This window comes from Haloferax marinum (genome assembly GCF_009674625.1).
Classification (GTDB): domain Archaea; phylum Halobacteriota; class Halobacteria; order Halobacteriales; family Haloferacaceae; genus Haloferax; species Haloferax marinum.
Map to the genome: position 1 here is coordinate 18,597 of NZ_WKJQ01000002.1, position 15,199 is coordinate 33,795.

The following is a 15,199-nucleotide window of genomic DNA, read 5'->3' on the forward strand; positions in this document are numbered from 1 at the left end:
TTGGATAAAGAATTTTACATAGTTATCTTTCCTGACAGTCGGTGCCTACTTGACTGGTGACGGCGAGTGTGTGCACATGGCAGCATCAGACGAGCACGCAGAGATACGTGACCTCGCCTCTAGCGACCCGTTTTGCGCACGTGTCGGTATCGAACTCGAAAAACTGGACTCGGGGTACGCCGAGACGACGCTCACTATCGAAGAAGACCACCTGAACTTCCACGGAACGCCACACGGCGGTGCAATCTACTCGTTGGCCGACGCAGCGTTCGCCGCAGCGTCCAACAGTCACGGTGACGCAGCGTTCGCACTGGAGACGAATATCTCGTATCTCGCGGCAGCAGAGGTTGGTGACACCATTCGTGCTGTGGCCGAGGAGACCCACCTCGGCGGCCGAACCGCGGAGTACGAAGTCGTCGTCTCGGACGACTCAGACGAGCGAATCGCGACGTTCCGCGGCCGAGTGTACAAACCCGGCCGCTGACGAGGGGTCGAAGCAGTCACAGACGACACGGAAGCGAAACGGTACAGAAGCGAAACGGTACAGAAGCGAGACGACATAGAAGCGAGATTGGGAACTACTGCCCGCGGTGGTCGTAGACGCGTTGGACCTTCCCGACTTCTGTCCGTGCGATGTTCCCGTACTCGACGAGATTCAGTTCGTCGGGGGTGAACGAAAGCACGTTCGAGAGGCGTTCAGTGATGCGGTTTTTGAGGTTGGTAATCGAGCCATCGAAGTCGTCGACGACTTCGACAGTGACTTTCAACGTATCGAGATTGTTCTCACGGCTGATGTCGATACGGTAGTGTGGTGCGACTTCCTCGAACTCGAGGACGACAGATTCGACTTCACTGGGGTAGAAGTTCACTCCTCGGACGATGATAAGGTCGTCAGACCGACCGGTGATGTTGTCCATTCGGACGGCGGTGCGACCGCACTCACAGGTATCGTAGTTCAGCGTGGTCAGGTCGCCGGTCCGGTAGCGGAGTACCGGAAGCGCCTGTTTCGAGAGCGTCGTCAACACGAGTTCACCCTCTTGTCCCTCTTCGACTGGTTCACCTGTGGTCGGGTCGACGATTTCGGGGTAGAAGTAATCCTCCCAGATGTGGAGGCCGTCTTGTTGTTCACACTCGATGGAGACACCAGGACCGACGATTTCTGAGAGACCGTAGATGTCGATGCCGGTGACGCCGAGGCGTTCTTCGATCTCCTTGCGCATCGGTTCGGTACAAGGTTCGGCCCCGAAGATGACGACACGCAGTGGGAGGTCACGGATGTCGTATCCCATGTCTTCGGCGACTTCTGCGAGATACAGCGCGTACGAGGGAGTACACGAGATGACGTCGCTTCCGAGGTCTGCGAGCATCTCGACCTGTCGCTGGGTGTTGCCCCCTCCGATCGGAATGACCGTCGCACCGAGTTCTTCGACACCCTGATGCAGGCCAAGACCTCCCGTAAAGAGACCATATCCGTAGGCGTTTTGCACGATGTCGTCGGGGCCGACTCCTGCAGCGACGAGACAGCGTGCAACTGCCTTGCTCCACACGTCGAGGTCGTCACGGGTGTAGCCGACGATTTTCGGCTTTCCGGTCGTTCCGGAGGAGGCGTGAATCCGAATCACGTCCTCCATCTCGACTGCGAACATCCCCGTCGGATAGTTGTCGCGGAAGTCCTCTTTCGTCGTGAACGGTAGCTTCGAGAGGTCGCCGACGCTCTGGATGTCGTCGGGGGAGAGTCCCGCCTCGTCGAACATCTCGCGGTAGTAGTCGACGTTCTCGTACGCAGTCTCCACCATCTCCCGAAGTCGCTCGTCTTGGACCTCTCGTAACTCGTCTCGTGAGGCGGCCTCCATGCTATCGAATACCATGTACAATCGAACCCGATGATTGAAGATGATAAAAATGATGCGGTCAGTTCTGCTACCGGTTGGAAGCGAACCTATTTCGCGGGGGACATGCAAGCGACTACCATGCGAGAAGCGTACATCGTCGGAGCGGGCCAGTCAGCGTATGGCGCGTTCCCGAACGAGAGTTATCGGTCGCTGTTCGCGACGGCCTACGAGGAGGCGATGGACAGCGCGGGAGGTGTCGACCCCGAGGACGTCGACGAAGCGGTCATCGGCTCGCTCGGCGTCGGCGGGCGACAACTCGGTCTATCCGGGCCGGCAGTCACCGAACACGTCGGGCTTCACGGCGTCCCCAGTTCGCGCATCGAAAACGCCTGTGCCGCCAGCGGGTACGCCGTCAGGCAGGCGGTCCAAGCCGTAAAGAGTGGGATGGCCGACGTGGCCATCGCCGGAGGATACGAAGTCATGACCGACATGAGCGGTGACGTAGCGAAGTACTGGTTAGGCGTGAGCGGTGAGACGGAGTGGGAGCGTCTGACCGGGACGACGTTCTCGGGAGTGTACGCACAGATGGCGTCCGCATATCTCGACGCGTACGACGCGACGCCCGACCACTTCTCGAAAGTCGCTGTCAAGAACCACGCGAACGGCGCGAAGAATCCGAAGGCACATCTCGGATTCGAGTGCTCCCTCGAAGACGCACAGAACGCGCCCGTCGTCGCAGACCCACTCAATCTCTATCACTGCTGTCCAACCTCGGATGGTGCTGCGGCCGTCATCGTCGCCAGCGAAGACGTGGCGAGTAGCTGTGACGACGCAGTTCGCGTCGCAGGTGTCGGTGCCGCATCAGAGCGGGTTGGCCTCTTCCAACGCGAGAGTTACACCTCTATCGAGTCGACAGCACGTGCGGCCGAGTCGGCCTACGAGATGGCAGGTTTGGGCCCAGACGACGTCGACTTCGCCGAAGTTCACGACTGCTTCGCCATCGCAGAACTCCTCGCCTACGAAGACCTCGGATTCTGCGAGCGCGGCGGTGCGGCAACGCTCATCGACGACGGTGTGACCGAGTTAGACGGTGACTTACCCGTCAATCCGTCTGGCGGTCTCAAGTCGAAGGGCCACCCAATCGGTGCCACTGGCGCTGGACAGGTCGTCGAAGCGTTCAAACAACTCACGGGCCACGCCGACGACAGGCAAGTGTCGGGTGCGACCGTCGGCCTCACGCACAACGTCGGTGGGTCCGGCGGTGCTGCGGTCGTTCACGTCCTCGAAGGGGGTGTGTTATGAACGAAATCGCTGGCGTGGGTGCGTACGTGCCTCGACTGTATCTTCCTGCAGACGCCTATCGTGAGGCGTGGGGGAAGAGCGGTGCAGCAGGTGTCGAACGAGTGGCCATCCCGGACGCCGACGAAGATACGCTCACGATGGCAGTCGAGGCAGGGTGGCGTGCGCTCGCAGCAGCAGACGTCGACCCACTCGAAGTCGAACACCTCGCGTTCGCGACGACGACGCCCCCAGCCGACGAAGAAGAATCGACCGTGCGCCTCGCGTCGCTCCTCGGCATCCCGAAGGCGGTGTCGACACGGCAGTACGGCGGCGGAACCAGCGCCGGTGCAGCTGCACTGGCGGCGACGCTCGACACCACTGGACCCGCACTCGTCGTCGTCTCAGAGAGTCCCGAAGGAACCCCAGAAAGTGACGAAGGAGCAGGTGCAGGTGCCGGTGCTGTCGCACTCGTCCTCGACGAGGACGGACCACTCGTGGTCGATGGTGTCGGTGAGTTCGGCGACCCGTACCCTGGAACGCGGTTCCGTCGGCGCGGCCACTCCGAGACTGAATCGATCGGCATCACACAGTACGAACGAGACGCGTACACGTCGGCTATCGGTGGTGCAGTCGATGTTCTCGGCACGACTGTGTCGGACGTCGACGCAGTTGCACTCACCTCACCAGATGGGAAACTCCCGTACCGTGCCGCGCGCACACTCGGTGTCTCGACGGCGCAAATCGCTTCGGGGACCGTCGTTTCTCAGACTGGAGACACCGGTGCGGCAGGGCCGTTCCTCGGACTCGCGTCAGCACTCGAAGACGGAGCGTCTTCGGTCCTTCTCGTCGGATACGGCGGTGGGGCGGGCGCAACTGCACTCTCACTGAGCGCAGATGGAGACGTCCCAACTCGTCTGGCGCTCGACGGAGATACTGAACTCTCCTACGCCGAGGCGCTTCGGAGACGTGGGACCATCACTGGCGAAGAACCCGAAGGAGGCGGCGCGTACGTGAGTGTCCCGACGTGGCGACAGACGATACCACAACGTCACAGACTCGTCGCCGGTCGATGTCGGGACTGTGAGATGCTCTCGTTCCCACCGGAAGGAGCGTGCGCCGCCTGTGGGTCGCTCGGAGGCTACGAGGCTATCTCTCTCGCGGGCGAGGGGACGGTCGAAGCAGCAACGAGAATCGGACAAGGAGGTGCACCGCCCGAGTTCGTCGAACAACAGCAACGTTCGGGGTCGTTCGCAGTCGCCGTCGTCGCGTTCGATGGCCCCGAGGGCGACGAGACAGTGAGTATACCCGCACAAGTCGTCCAGTCTCCCGTGGGGACGCCCACTATCGGTGACCGCGTCGAGGCCGTACCACGTCGTATCTACGAACAGGAAGGCGTAGTCCGGTACGGGTTCAAAGTAATCCCGACAGCGGCCGAGCGGTAAGCGGTCCCACGACTATTTTCAGGGACATTCGAACACTGTCGCGACGCCTTGTCCGAATCCGACGCACATCGTCGCGAGGCCGTAGCGCCCGTCGCGTCTGTCGAGTTCGTGGAGAAGTGTGGTCGCGATACGCGCGCCAGAACAACCGAGTGGGTGGCCAAGGGCGATTGCGCCCCCGTTGACGTTCAACTTCTCGTCGTCGATACCGAGTTCACGTTTGCAGTAGAGACTCTGTGAGGCGAACGCTTCGTTGAGTTCTATCAGGTCGATATCGTCGATCGTCAACCCTGCCTCGTCGAGCGCAGCACGCGTCGCGGGCACGGGTCCGATGCCCATCTCCTCCGGGTCGACGCCGACGACTGCACGTGAGACGACACGGCCGAGAACTGGCAACCCGTTCTCTTCGGCGTACCGTTCTGCAGTGACGAGCGCTCCCGCAGCGCCGTCGGTCAACGGTGATGCGTTTCCTGGAGTGACAGACGCCGCGTCGTCGTCTGCGAAGACCGTTGGAAGCGATTCGAGGACGTCCAGCGAGGTGTCCTCACGTGGCCCTTCGTCGTGTTCGACGACTCCGTCCGGCGTCTCGACCGAGACGATTTCGGCGTCGAACCTCCCGGCGGTTCGCGCGTCGATTGCTCGTTCGTGTGACCGCAGTGCGAACGCGTCTTGGTCTCGGCGCGAGACGTCGTAGCGTCGTGCAACTGTCTCTGCGGTCATCCCCATCGAAAGCGACGACCCACCGTCGTATCGTGTCTTTAGTTCGGGGTGAAGCCAATCAGAGAACGGAACGCGTGACATGTGTTCGACGCCAGCGATGGGATAGGCCACTCCGTCACCGGCCTCGACGGCGCGGGAAGCGTCGTTCAGCGTCGTCAGCGAAGAGCCACAGAGACGAGACAGCGTCGCCCCCGGAACCGACTCGGGGAATCCCCCGGCCAGCAGTGACTGTCGTGCGAGGTTTCGCCCCTGTTCGGCTTCCTGGTTCGCACACCCGAGTCGGAAATCGACCCACTCCTCAGGGGCGACACCGGTTCGGTCGACGAGCGCGTCGAGGACCGAGACGACCAAATCTTCTGGATAGACGTCTGCGAACCCGCCACCTTTCTTCGCTTGCGGTGTTCGCACTGCATCGACGACGACTGCTCGCTCGTTGGAACCGCTCATACAGAGTGGTGTGACACCATCTATCTTGAACCTTCGTCAGAAAAGAGGCAAACGATTATGATGGTTCCCGAGTCCTGTTGTGATAATGCACGTTAGCGTACTCGGTGCCGGAACGATGGGACACGGTATCGCCCAGGTGTCCGCCATGGCCGGCCACGAGGTTACGATGCGAGATATCGAAGACGAATACGTCCAGAGCGGGCTAGACGCAATCGAGCGGAACTTACAGGGCGGTGTCGACCGGGACAAGGTGACGCCCGAAGCGATGACGGCGACGCTCGAACGAATCACTGGAACGACGTCGTTGTCCGACGCAGTGGCCGACGCGGACCTCGTCGTCGAAGCAGTCCCCGAGGATATGGACCTCAAGCGAGACACCGTCAGCGAAGTCGAGTCGCTCGTCGGCAGCGACACCGTCATCGCCTCCAACACGTCGTCGTTGTCTGTCACCGCAATCATGAGTGCACTCGACGACCCAGGACGTGGAATCGGTCTCCACTTCTTCAACCCCGTCCACATCATGGGCTTGGTCGAAGTCGTCGTCGCAGAACAGACCGACGCAGAGACGCTGTCGTTTGCGACGGAGTTCGTCGAAGGAATCGACAAAACCGCCATCGAAGTCGGTGACTCTCCGGGGTTCGCGTCGTCACGCCTCGGTGTCGCACTCGGTGTCGAAGCTATGCGAATGGTCCAAGAAGGCGTGGCGTCACCACGCGACATCGACGCCTCGATGGAACTCGGATACAACCACCCGATGGGACCCATCGAACTCGGCGACGTCGTTGGCCTCGACGTCCGTCTGGGTATCCTGGAGTATCTCCGCGAAGAACTCGGAGAGCGATTCCGTCCGCCGCAGATTCTCAAGCGGAAGGTTCGCGCCGGAAAACTCGGAAAGAAGACTGGCGAAGGGTTCTACGTCTGGGAAGATGGCGAGATAGTCGGCGTGAGTGAGGACGTGATGAGCCGATGAACGACATCGAATCCGTCGCATCGGAGTGTGAGACGGTCGACGTCGCCGTCGACGACAGAGTCGAAGGCGTCGCCACCGTCACGATGAACCGCCCCGACGCGCGAAACGCCCTCGACGCGACACTCAGAGCAGAACTGAAGCGCGTCCTCGACGCCATCGAAGACAGTTCAGTCCGTGTCGTCGTTCTCACCGGCGCAGACGAGGCGAAAGCGTTCGTCGCTGGTGCTGACGTGAAGGAACTCCGAGAACGGGACATGCTCGAACAGCGCGAAGCGAGTAAGCGTCCACGCGTCTACGAGTACGTCGACGACCTCCGACAACCAGTCATCGCCCGAATCAACGGTCACGCCCTCGGCGGAGGATGTGAACTGATACAGGCGTGCGACGTGCGGATTGCACACGAGCGAGCGAAGATTGGCCAACCAGAGATTAATCTCGGAATCATGCCCGGCGGCGGCGGTACACAACGACTCCCGCGACTCGTCGGGGAAGGAAACGCGATGCGGCTCATCTTGACGGGCGAACTCGTCTCCGCCGACGAAGCCGCTGACATCGGACTCGTCGACGAAGTGCATCCCGACGAGACGTTCGACGACCGGGTGTACGAACTCGCCGAGATGATGGCCACGAAGAGTCCGGTCGCACTCGAATTTGCCAAGAAAGCGGTCAAAGCAGCGTCACGGATGGACCTCGAACAGGGAATCGAATACGAAGCAGAACTGTTCGCACAACTGTTCGGGAGTCCAGACAAAGACGAAGGAATCGACGCGTTCTTCGAAGACCGAGAACCCGAGTGGAACGAACGCTGACGTTCGAATAGCTCGAACTCGTTCTAGAGGTTCCCAAAGCAAGTCACGCAATGAATTCTGCTGGCCAAATCGAGAATTGCCAGCCAATCTGGTTGACTTTTGGACAAAATATCGTTCGTCGAGGGAATCTCGATGCCGTCGGATGGAACGAGTAGTGCGACAGCGTTCCGCATGTTCGAACGGAGGTGCGTATAATCAGAACGAGCGTACGAACTGAAAGAACGCTCGTTCGAACGACTGAACGACGTTCGAGGAAACGATAGTCGTCTTCCTCCCTCAAATTTCACCGGCGGTTCGACGAGTCTCTACATCACCAATCAGTCCGGGTTAGAGAGAACTGTAGTACCAAAACCGAGAGACACCGCTGGAACACGGTGATCACACGTTGCTCACGAATCGTGGAAATGAGCCATCCACGCATACATCGGTTTGTGCCATTCTTGAACAGATATCTGTGTTCGAAGCACCGAACCGTTACAGACGTACACCCGTAATTGTCACTTGATTACTAGTTGGTCCAGTAGTTCTTCACAATTATTATGTGTTAAATTGTTCGAACTATTCGAACAGACTGTAGCAGTCGTTTGAGCGAGTAATTCGGCTGAGTAGCAATCTACTGAGGCCTCAGCGTCTCCAATTCGGTAGGTCTCGATAAGCAGTCGCGTTCGAGCAATTCGAACAAATGTTCGACAGAGCGATTCGAAGCGGACAAACTCCGTCAGTTAGGAGAAGTTGAGGTTGATTTCGACTTCGTTGGCGGCACCGAGCAGGAGGTTCGCAAGGTCGACGGTCAGTCGTTCGCCTTTGAGTCGGTTCGACGGCCCCGAGATGCTAATCGCTCCGACCGGGTAGCCGTCTTGGTCGGTGACGGCGACGCCGACAGCGTGGAGCTTCGGGACGATCTCCTCACGGTTGAGGGCAAACCCTCGTTCCCGTATCGTCTCTAACTCCTCGAACAAGTCGTCCACCTCCGTTATCGTGTGAGGCGTCTTCGCCGGGAGGCCATGTTGGTCGACGATGGCTTCGACCCGTTCGTCGGGGAGTTCTGAAAGAATAGCCTTTCCCGCAGCGAGTTGGTGGAGATACGACCGTGTCCCCTCGCGGGCGGGTGTCCGAACTGATTGTTTGCCGGCGGCCCCATAGAGGTGGAATCCGCGGCCTTGTTCTTCGGTGACACACCACACCTTCTCGCCCGTCTCCTCAGCGAGTTCGTCGACCTTCGGTTTCGCGACCTCGTAGAACTGATGTTGATTTCGAGCATAGATGCCAAAATCGAGGAGTCGCAAGCCGACTCGATATCCACCCTCGTCTGGGACGGCGAAGCCCTCTTGCTCGAGTGTCTTCAGATGGCGGTGAACCGTACTTTTCGCCAACCCCAGTTCGGACGCGAGCTTCGTCGGACCCAACGGCCCCCGTTCTTTGAGACATTCGAGGATGGCGAAGGACGTCGTCGCAGTCTTTACTGGGCGGCGTTGTTCCGAAGTCATCGTATGCTGTCTGTTCTCAGTACTCATAAATCTGTTCGAACAGTTCGAACAACTGTTCAGTAGGTTCGAACGGCCGAATCGGCGATAGAGCAAAGTACTACCCAGTGGGATAGCAGACGTGCATGATTAAATTGGTGAATTTAGTCGTTCGGAAACCAGAGTACTCACACGACGAGTTCGTCGAACGATGGACCGGAGAACACGCAGAAATCGCGAAAGAACTGCCGGGACTCCAGAAGTATTCGACGAGTCTCCCAACCGACCCAGAACGGTCCGAGTACGACGGCATCGTCGAACTCTATTTCGAGGATATGGACGCTCTGAAGGCAGCGTTCAGTTCAGAAATCGGAGAGCGGGTGAATGCAGACGCCGAGGAGTTTATCGACATGGAACAGGGGCCGACGCTCTACGTCGACGAGACCATCCAACTAAACAGGACGTGACCGACGTATGGACACTAGCGAACGACTCGTCGAGAGTCTCGAGCGTCTCGGTGTAGAGCGCGTCTTTGGGTATCCCGGCGGACGTGTCATCGAACTATTCGACGAACTCCCCGAATCGAACATCGAACTCGTTCGACCACGTGACGAACGTGAGGCGAGTGTCATGGCAGAGATGCACGGCCGGTTGACCGGAACGCCGGGTGTGCTGGCCGGACAAGGGCCGTGGATAGGAAGTCTGGGACTCATCGGGCAGATGGAAGCACGGCTCGCCTCCTCGCCGATGGTGGCGATTACCGACGCATCGGAACGAGGGAACTACTCCACGATTGCGCCGTATCAACAGTCTCGCGGTGACTACGGCGGACTCGAACTTCCAAAGATTCTCGACGCGGTCACCAAGGAACACTGGTTCCCACGGACACCGACAGAGACGATTCGGAGTCTCCAACTCGCGTTCAAACACGCCGTCGCAGGTCGGCCTGGGCCGACGGCAGTCATCCTCGACGGTGACGCAATCACCGAGGAGTATCCGGACGACGTGATTCCACCTGTGTGGGACGAAGAGACCCAAACGCGGACGTGGAAAGCGGCCCCCTCACCGCGTGACGTCGCTTCGGCAGTCGAAGCACTCGAAGGTGCCAACCGTCCGGTCATCATCTCCGGGAACGGTGTTCACGCGGCAGGTGCGTACGACGAACTACAGGACGCTGCCGAAGCATACGACGCCGCTGTCGTGACGTCCTATCTCGGGAAATCGACGTTCCCCGAGACGCACCGTCTCGCTGGCGGCGTTATCGGCTCGTTCGGCCACGAAGGTGCGAATCAACTCGTCAGTGAGGCAGACGTGCTGCTCGTCGTCGGCTGTCGAATGAACCCGATGGACACGAACTGGCAGGCACCGGAGTTCATCCGCCCGGACGAGCAGACCATCATCCACGCGGACATCGACCCCCGGAACGCGGGATGGGTCTACCCCGCCGACGTCGGACTCATCGGCGACGCGGCAGAATCACTCAGAGAACTCGTCGCGTCCGGCAGTGCGGACAACGACTGGGCAGAAGACAGAGCCAAGGCGGCGCGCGAATCGTTCACGGCGCCCGAGTGTGAGTCGGACGCCACACCGATTCTCCCACAACGGGCAGTCAAGGAGATAGAACGCGTCGTCGACGAAGACACCATCGTCACGGCCGACTCGGGAAACAACCGATTCTGGCTCCTCAACTACCTCCAGGTCCCCGCCGTGCAAACGTACTACGGGTCGGGCGGCGTCGGTGGGATGGGGTGGGCGACGCCCGCCGCCGTTTCAGCGGCACTGGCGACGGACAAGCACGTCATCGGTGTCGCAGGTGACGGCGGGTTCGCGATGACGATGACCAGCGTCGAGACGGCCGTCGAACACGGCGTGGCACCGACGTTCGTCGTCCTCAACGACACCAGTCTGGGGATGGTTAGACAGATGCAACACGGTCCTGACGACATCTCAGGCGTCGAGTTCCACGACACGGACTTCACTCGTGTCGCGGAGGCGTTCGGTGCAGTGGGTGTCCGAGCAGAGACACCGGACGAACTCGCTGACGCACTTTCGGACGCGAAGGGACGTGACCTTCCAACGGTCATCGACGTACGCATCGACCGCGAGCAAGATATGGCCGAGACACTGCAGTCGTCGTTCTACGCGTCGGTTGGTGGCCTCCACGAGTAAGACGAGACGGTCGAACCTCGTGGCGACCGAACCTCGTGGCGACCGAATCTTGTGACTGCCAAACCGCGGTGGCAACCCGTGCCGGTGCGGGAAACACTTTTCTCACCCGCTGTTAGACCTATGGTAGCATGTCATCATCGACCGTGATGGTCACCGGCGGAACCGGATTCATCGGTTCGTACGTCGCACTCGACCTGATAGAAGCGGGCCACGATGTCGTCGCGTACGACCTCTCGACCGACCCACGCATTCTGGACAAACTCGGCATCGCCGACGACGTGACGATACGCCGGGGTGACGTCGCCGACCCGACAGACGTCGTTCGAGCGGTCAAAGAGACCGGCACGACACACGTCATCCACCTCGCGGCGCTCCTGACGACGACTGCACGAGAGAACCCTCGTGCGGCCCTCGACGTGAACGTGGTCGGGACGAACAACATCTTCGAGGCGGCACGCACCCTCTCCGACCAGGTCGAACGCGTCGCGTGGGCCTCGTCGGCGGCGGTGTACGCACCACCGACGAACTACGGTGACGAGTTCGTCACGGAATCCGACCTCGTCTACCCCGATACGCTCTACGGCGCGACCAAAGAGTACAACGAACACCAAGCACGCGTCTACTACGAGGACTTCGGCGTCTCGCACGTCGCGATTCGCCCGACAGTCGCCTACGGTCCCTACCGGGAGACAGGTGGGTCGGCGTTCCTCGCCAACATCGTCGAGAAACCAGCACTGGGCGAGTCGTTCAGCGTCGACTACGGCGACCAGGTCATCGACTGGCAACACGTCCGCGACATCGCACAGGCGTTCCGACTGGCCGCGTTCACCCCCGACGAAGAGCTCACTCAACGCGTCTACAACGTCCGCGGCGAACTCGCCACGATTCGAGAGGCCGCAGAAGCGGTCGAGAAAATCATCCCCGACGCGGACCTCACCGTCTCCGACGAGGGGGAACTTCCGTGGACCCAACGTCTCGACATGACGAAGGCGCAAGCAGACCTCGGCTACGACCCAGAGTACGACCTCGAAACTGGATTCCGCGACTACATCAACGTCCTTCGCGAAGAGAACGGACTGGACCCCGTCTGACTCGCTTCGTCAGTCGTCTGTCTCGGCTTCTTCACCGAGCAAGTCGCGGATGTCGTCGCCCGACAGGAGGTCCACGAGACTCGCACCCTCTTCGTATCGTTGCCGTTCTTCGGCCGTGAGATACTCGTCTAACTCGTGGTCGGAGAGCAGTTCTTCGAGTCGTTCGTCGATGTCGTCTGGGTCGTAGCCGGGGATGACCATACACAGACATATGACCCGTGTTACCTTATATCTCGGTGGGAGAAGGGCGGCCGGTCACGTCTCAGGGGTAGGTTCCCGCGCCACCGTGGAGGGAACCCTCGGCGACGACCCACCCAGTCCGTTCGTCGTCGAACGTCACGGCCGTCTGCTGGTCGAACCAATTCCATCCGTTCGCCATCGCGAAGGTCCACTCTGAGCGCCCGTGGAGCGACACGTCGACTATCACGCTGGCGTCGGTGGACGCGTCGTAGTCTGCGTAGAGACGCGTATCGTGCGTGTAACACCGCTCGATATCGTCCTCCCGGTACCGGTACGCACACCTGTCCTCGGAGACGTCGCCCGCGGGGTGAAGGACGAACGCGGAGTCCCACGGGTCGGCCGTCTGAACTCGGCCCGGTTCGTACTGCGTATCCGCGCCAAAGACGTACGTCCCGGCCTCGACGGTGGTCGCTCGCAACGCTAACATTGGCCCGTCTTCGGTTTCGACGACGGCGACAGACCAGTCTGCGTCACCGCCAGTATCTGAGGGTGCGCGAGGGTCAGGCTCTGGCACCCACACTTCCTGCGGGGTCCGAACGACGGTTACACCGTCGTACGATTCAAAGAGAGTCTCACCGTCGTTGACGGGCAGCGGAGCGTAGATCGTCACGTCTGTCAGGTTCGATTCGGTGTCGACAGCGACCCGATAGACGTACGTGTGAGAGTGGGAGGCGAGGGTCTGCTGTCCGAGGACGAGGGCACCGCCTGCGAGGCCAACGATGAGAACTGTTGCGACGAGGACGAACCCAACCTGACGAGCGTTCATTCTGACCACCGCGCCGTGGTGGCCGTGTTGGAGGCGCTTCGAGGCATACGAGACAGTACACTGGCTGAGTTATTGGTGGTGTAAGACAGTTCTCGCCGGGTGAGAGAAGGAGTCGGCCGGTCAGTCCACGACGACGCCGTCGTCTTTCGTGTTCGGCGCGCCGACGATGAACACCTCACCGTCTTCGACACACTCGAGTTGGCGCACTTCGTCTGGCGAGACGACGACGACGTCGCCGGTTTCGAGTGTGAGTGTCTCCGTCTCGTCGCCCGCGTCGTCGAAGAACTCCATCTCGAACTGCCCCGAGAGGACGTGATAGAGTTCCTCCTGTTCTTTCTGATAGTGTTTGGTACTCCGCTCACCGGATTCGAAGACCCACACCGACGGACGCATCTGCTTCGGGCGGAGTTCGTAGCCGACGGCGCGAACTCGTCCGTCAGCAATGGTGTTTTCGTGCAGTTCGAGGTCAGACAGATTGACGCTGTCGTACATCACGCCGACGTACGAGTGGTGAGGCTAAAGGTGTAGGTGGCCGGTCACGTGGTTTGTGAGTACTCGTCGACCCACTCTTGGAGGCTGATTCCCATCGTCGCCTGTGTGATGGCGTTCGAAGACGCCGAGTTAGCGCTCTTGACGAGTTCGGACTCCAGTGTTCGCGTCGGAATCTCACCGATGAAGTGCGGAATCGCCCGCTGGACCGAGAGGGGACAGCCGACTTCGTGCGCCAGTGCGTATCCAGAAAGCGAGTGTGGAACCTCCTGTGTGGCGTATTCGGGGTCGGGCGTCGTGAGTCGGTCTTCGTCGACGAAGTCGACGTACTCGTAGCACTTTCCAACGTCGTGGAGCAGACAGGCGGCGACGATAACGTCGAAGTCCGGGTCCGCGCCGTGGAAGTCACGCTGTTGTTTGGCGGCGTCGACGGCGATGCGCGTCACACCGCGGACGTGCTCGACGTTCGTCACCTCGTGGATGTTCCAGGCGTAGGGGATGTCCTCGATATCTCGCCATCCGCCACGTTCGAGACCGAGACACCACGCATCGACGACTTTCTCCCGGAGTTCGTCGTCAGTGATGTCGGCGAGTTCCGGAAAGGCAGTTTCGACCTGCTCGCGGAAGTCCGCAGAACTCATCCGACCATCACTCCCCCGTCACGTCTTTCTGAACCGTCTCCTGTCCGACGAACCGGGGGCGGTCTTCGAGCGAGAGGAAGTTATCGACGTCTTCTCTCGGTGCTTTGGCTTTCGGGTGGTCTGGGTCGTAATCGCGCGACGACTCGTGGCCGAGTCCCGCACGGAGCGCGTCGAGGCTCTCGAAGTAGAGTTCTGCGACGCCGTCGAACTCGGCGTGTTCGGGGTCCGTCGGGACGACACGGGCGTACCGGACGACGCCCGGAATCTCCCGCGCGAGTGGGACGTGTTCGTTCGCCCAGTGGTCGAGGAACTCCTCGTGTGTCATCCCGTCTTTGCGGACGAGGAACGCAGAGTGTTTGTACAGACCGGTGGTGTCGCCGCCAGTCTCGTCTTTCTCGACGAACTCTTCGCCGATGAGGCGTGGGCGTCGTTCGATGTCGAGGAAGTTGTCTACGTCTTCTCTGGCCTCCTTGGCTTTCCCCATCGCAGGGTCGTAGTCGCGAGACCCCTCGCTTCCGAGCGCGTCGTGCAGTGCATCGAGGTCGTCGAAGTACAACTCGGCGATACCGTCGAATTCGGCCGCGTCGGCGTCCGCCGGGAGTACCGTCTGATACCTGACGACACCTTCTATCTCGCGGGCGATCGGTGTGTGGTTGTTCTGCCAGTACTCGACGAACTCGTCGTGGCTCATCCCCTGCTTGCGGACAAGCAGAGCTACGTGCTTGTACATGCGTACACCATGCGGTTCACGTATAACACAATAAAGCATGAGGTATGGGCACGTGTGACGGAGCGTGTCTCGGCAACGTCGGCACCATCTACAACAATTTAATATGATGTTC

Annotated in this window: 16 protein-coding genes; 8 read left to right on the forward strand and 8 right to left on the reverse strand. The window is 60.3% G+C overall.

The genetic code is table 11. The features are described 5' to 3' along the window. Nucleotides 1-76 precede the first annotated feature (76 nt). Nucleotides 77-484: a hydroxyphenylacetyl-CoA thioesterase PaaI gene (gene paaI, locus GJR99_RS15680; protein ID WP_151114001.1), complete on the forward strand. Its 408-nt coding sequence runs from the start codon at nucleotides 77-79 to the stop codon at nucleotides 482-484. A 94-nt stretch (nucleotides 485-578) separates the two neighbouring features. Here the strand turns inward: paaI and paaK are convergent, their stop codons facing one another. Next, the gene (gene paaK / locus GJR99_RS15685; RefSeq protein WP_255518313.1) at nucleotides 579-1,943 is read right to left on the reverse strand and encodes a phenylacetate--CoA ligase PaaK; all 1,365 of its coding nucleotides are present in this window, start codon (nucleotides 1,941-1,943) and stop codon (nucleotides 579-581) included. Between the two features lie 27 nt (nucleotides 1,944-1,970). On the opposite strand from paaK, the gene GJR99_RS15690 reads away from it, so the two are divergent. After that, on the forward strand, nucleotides 1,971-3,134 hold the full coding sequence (locus GJR99_RS15690) for a thiolase domain-containing protein (protein WP_151114003.1): 1,164 nt from the start codon (nucleotides 1,971-1,973) through the stop codon (nucleotides 3,132-3,134). Further along, nucleotides 3,131-4,555: a zinc ribbon domain-containing protein gene (locus GJR99_RS15695; RefSeq protein ID WP_151114004.1), complete on the forward strand. Its 1,425-nt coding sequence runs from the start codon at nucleotides 3,131-3,133 to the stop codon at nucleotides 4,553-4,555. Before GJR99_RS15690 ends, GJR99_RS15695 begins: the two co-directional genes overlap by 4 nt. A gap of 18 nt (nucleotides 4,556-4,573) precedes the next feature. Here GJR99_RS15695 and GJR99_RS15700 read toward each other — a convergent pair whose 3' ends face one another. Further along, nucleotides 4,574-5,719 carry a thiolase family protein gene (locus GJR99_RS15700; protein WP_151114005.1) on the reverse strand — a complete coding sequence of 382 codons (1,146 nt, stop codon included), beginning with the start codon at nucleotides 5,717-5,719 and terminating at the stop codon, nucleotides 4,574-4,576. A gap of 85 nt (nucleotides 5,720-5,804) precedes the next feature. On the opposite strand from GJR99_RS15700, the gene GJR99_RS15705 reads away from it, so the two are divergent. Together GJR99_RS15705 and GJR99_RS15710 are read left to right on the forward strand one after the other, a co-directional pair. Then, nucleotides 5,805-6,689, forward strand: a complete 885-nt coding sequence (locus GJR99_RS15705) for a 3-hydroxyacyl-CoA dehydrogenase family protein (protein ID WP_151114006.1) — start codon at nucleotides 5,805-5,807, stop codon at nucleotides 6,687-6,689. Next, nucleotides 6,686-7,498, forward strand: a complete 813-nt coding sequence (locus GJR99_RS15710; RefSeq protein ID WP_151114007.1) for an enoyl-CoA hydratase/isomerase family protein — start codon at nucleotides 6,686-6,688, stop codon at nucleotides 7,496-7,498. The genes GJR99_RS15705 and GJR99_RS15710 overlap by 4 nt, the downstream gene beginning before the upstream one ends. 722 nt (nucleotides 7,499-8,220) lie before the next feature. On the opposite strand, the gene GJR99_RS15715 is transcribed toward GJR99_RS15710, so the two are convergent. Beyond that, nucleotides 8,221-8,985 carry an IclR family transcriptional regulator gene (locus tag GJR99_RS15715; protein WP_151114008.1) on the reverse strand — a complete coding sequence of 255 codons (765 nt, stop codon included), beginning with the start codon at nucleotides 8,983-8,985 and terminating at the stop codon, nucleotides 8,221-8,223. A gap of 122 nt (nucleotides 8,986-9,107) precedes the next feature. Between GJR99_RS15715 and GJR99_RS15720 the strand changes: the two genes are divergently transcribed. From GJR99_RS15720 to GJR99_RS15730, 3 genes are all read left to right on the forward strand, one after another. Further along, nucleotides 9,108-9,428: an EthD domain-containing protein gene (locus tag GJR99_RS15720; protein WP_151114009.1), complete on the forward strand. Its 321-nt coding sequence runs from the start codon at nucleotides 9,108-9,110 to the stop codon at nucleotides 9,426-9,428. 7 nt (nucleotides 9,429-9,435) lie between these two features. Beyond that, the gene (locus GJR99_RS15725) at nucleotides 9,436-11,130 is read left to right on the forward strand and encodes a thiamine pyrophosphate-binding protein (protein ID WP_151114010.1); all 1,695 of its coding nucleotides are present in this window, start codon (nucleotides 9,436-9,438) and stop codon (nucleotides 11,128-11,130) included. 146 nt (nucleotides 11,131-11,276) lie between these two features. Then, the gene (locus GJR99_RS15730) at nucleotides 11,277-12,221 is read left to right on the forward strand and encodes an NAD-dependent epimerase/dehydratase family protein (RefSeq protein ID WP_151114160.1); all 945 of its coding nucleotides are present in this window, start codon (nucleotides 11,277-11,279) and stop codon (nucleotides 12,219-12,221) included. 9 nt (nucleotides 12,222-12,230) lie between these two features. Here the strand turns inward: GJR99_RS15730 and GJR99_RS15735 are convergent, their stop codons facing one another. The 5 genes from GJR99_RS15735 to GJR99_RS15755 all read right to left on the reverse strand — a co-directional run bounded on the left by GJR99_RS15735 (nucleotide 12,231) and on the right by GJR99_RS15755 (nucleotide 15,087). After that, the gene (locus GJR99_RS15735) at nucleotides 12,231-12,422 is read right to left on the reverse strand and encodes a hypothetical protein (RefSeq protein WP_151114011.1); all 192 of its coding nucleotides are present in this window, start codon (nucleotides 12,420-12,422) and stop codon (nucleotides 12,231-12,233) included. 61 nt (nucleotides 12,423-12,483) lie between these two features. Beyond that, nucleotides 12,484-13,227, reverse strand: coding sequence for a hypothetical protein (locus GJR99_RS15740; protein WP_151114012.1), 744 nt, complete (start codon nucleotides 13,225-13,227; stop codon nucleotides 12,484-12,486). A 120-nt stretch (nucleotides 13,228-13,347) separates the two neighbouring features. After that, nucleotides 13,348-13,719 carry a cupin domain-containing protein gene (locus tag GJR99_RS15745; RefSeq protein WP_151114013.1) on the reverse strand — a complete coding sequence of 124 codons (372 nt, stop codon included), beginning with the start codon at nucleotides 13,717-13,719 and terminating at the stop codon, nucleotides 13,348-13,350. A 44-nt stretch (nucleotides 13,720-13,763) separates the two neighbouring features. After that, complete coding sequence (locus GJR99_RS15750; RefSeq protein ID WP_151114014.1) at nucleotides 13,764-14,357, reverse strand: HD domain-containing protein; 594 nt, start codon at nucleotides 14,355-14,357, stop codon at nucleotides 13,764-13,766. A gap of 7 nt (nucleotides 14,358-14,364) precedes the next feature. After that, nucleotides 14,365-15,087, reverse strand: a complete 723-nt coding sequence (locus tag GJR99_RS15755; protein WP_151114015.1) for an EthD domain-containing protein — start codon at nucleotides 15,085-15,087, stop codon at nucleotides 14,365-14,367. Nucleotides 15,088-15,199: the final 112 nt, after the last annotated feature.

What these genes read in the sequence shown, in the direction of transcription:
- GJR99_RS15695 (WP_151114004.1), top strand. Translation starts at nt 3,131, where the DNA reads ATGAACGAAATCGCTGGCGTGGGTGCGTACGTGCCTCGACTGTATCTT.
- paaI (WP_151114001.1), top strand. Translation starts at nt 77, where the DNA reads ATGGCAGCATCAGACGAGCACGCAGAGATACGTGACCTCGCCTCTAGC.
- GJR99_RS15720 (WP_151114009.1), top strand. Translation starts at nt 9,108, where the DNA reads ATGATTAAATTGGTGAATTTAGTCGTTCGGAAACCAGAGTACTCACAC.
- GJR99_RS15740 (WP_151114012.1), bottom strand. Translation starts at nt 13,227, where the DNA reads ATGAACGCTCGTCAGGTTGGGTTCGTCCTCGTCGCAACAGTTCTCATC.
- GJR99_RS15750 (WP_151114014.1), bottom strand. Translation starts at nt 14,357, where the DNA reads ATGAGTTCTGCGGACTTCCGCGAGCAGGTCGAAACTGCCTTTCCGGAA.
- GJR99_RS15735 (WP_151114011.1), bottom strand. Translation starts at nt 12,422, where the DNA reads ATGGTCATCCCCGGCTACGACCCAGACGACATCGACGAACGACTCGAA.
- GJR99_RS15745 (WP_151114013.1), bottom strand. Translation starts at nt 13,719, where the DNA reads ATGTACGACAGCGTCAATCTGTCTGACCTCGAACTGCACGAAAACACC.
- GJR99_RS15725 (WP_151114010.1), top strand. Translation starts at nt 9,436, where the DNA reads ATGGACACTAGCGAACGACTCGTCGAGAGTCTCGAGCGTCTCGGTGTA.
- GJR99_RS15705 (WP_151114006.1), top strand. Translation starts at nt 5,805, where the DNA reads ATGCACGTTAGCGTACTCGGTGCCGGAACGATGGGACACGGTATCGCC.
- GJR99_RS15710 (WP_151114007.1), top strand. Translation starts at nt 6,686, where the DNA reads ATGAACGACATCGAATCCGTCGCATCGGAGTGTGAGACGGTCGACGTC.
- GJR99_RS15755 (WP_151114015.1), bottom strand. Translation starts at nt 15,087, where the DNA reads ATGTACAAGCACGTAGCTCTGCTTGTCCGCAAGCAGGGGATGAGCCAC.
- GJR99_RS15715 (WP_151114008.1), bottom strand. Translation starts at nt 8,985, where the DNA reads ATGACTTCGGAACAACGCCGCCCAGTAAAGACTGCGACGACGTCCTTC.
- GJR99_RS15690 (WP_151114003.1), top strand. Translation starts at nt 1,971, where the DNA reads ATGCGAGAAGCGTACATCGTCGGAGCGGGCCAGTCAGCGTATGGCGCG.
- GJR99_RS15700 (WP_151114005.1), bottom strand. Translation starts at nt 5,719, where the DNA reads ATGAGCGGTTCCAACGAGCGAGCAGTCGTCGTCGATGCAGTGCGAACA.
- GJR99_RS15730 (WP_151114160.1), top strand. Translation starts at nt 11,277, where the DNA reads ATGGTCACCGGCGGAACCGGATTCATCGGTTCGTACGTCGCACTCGAC.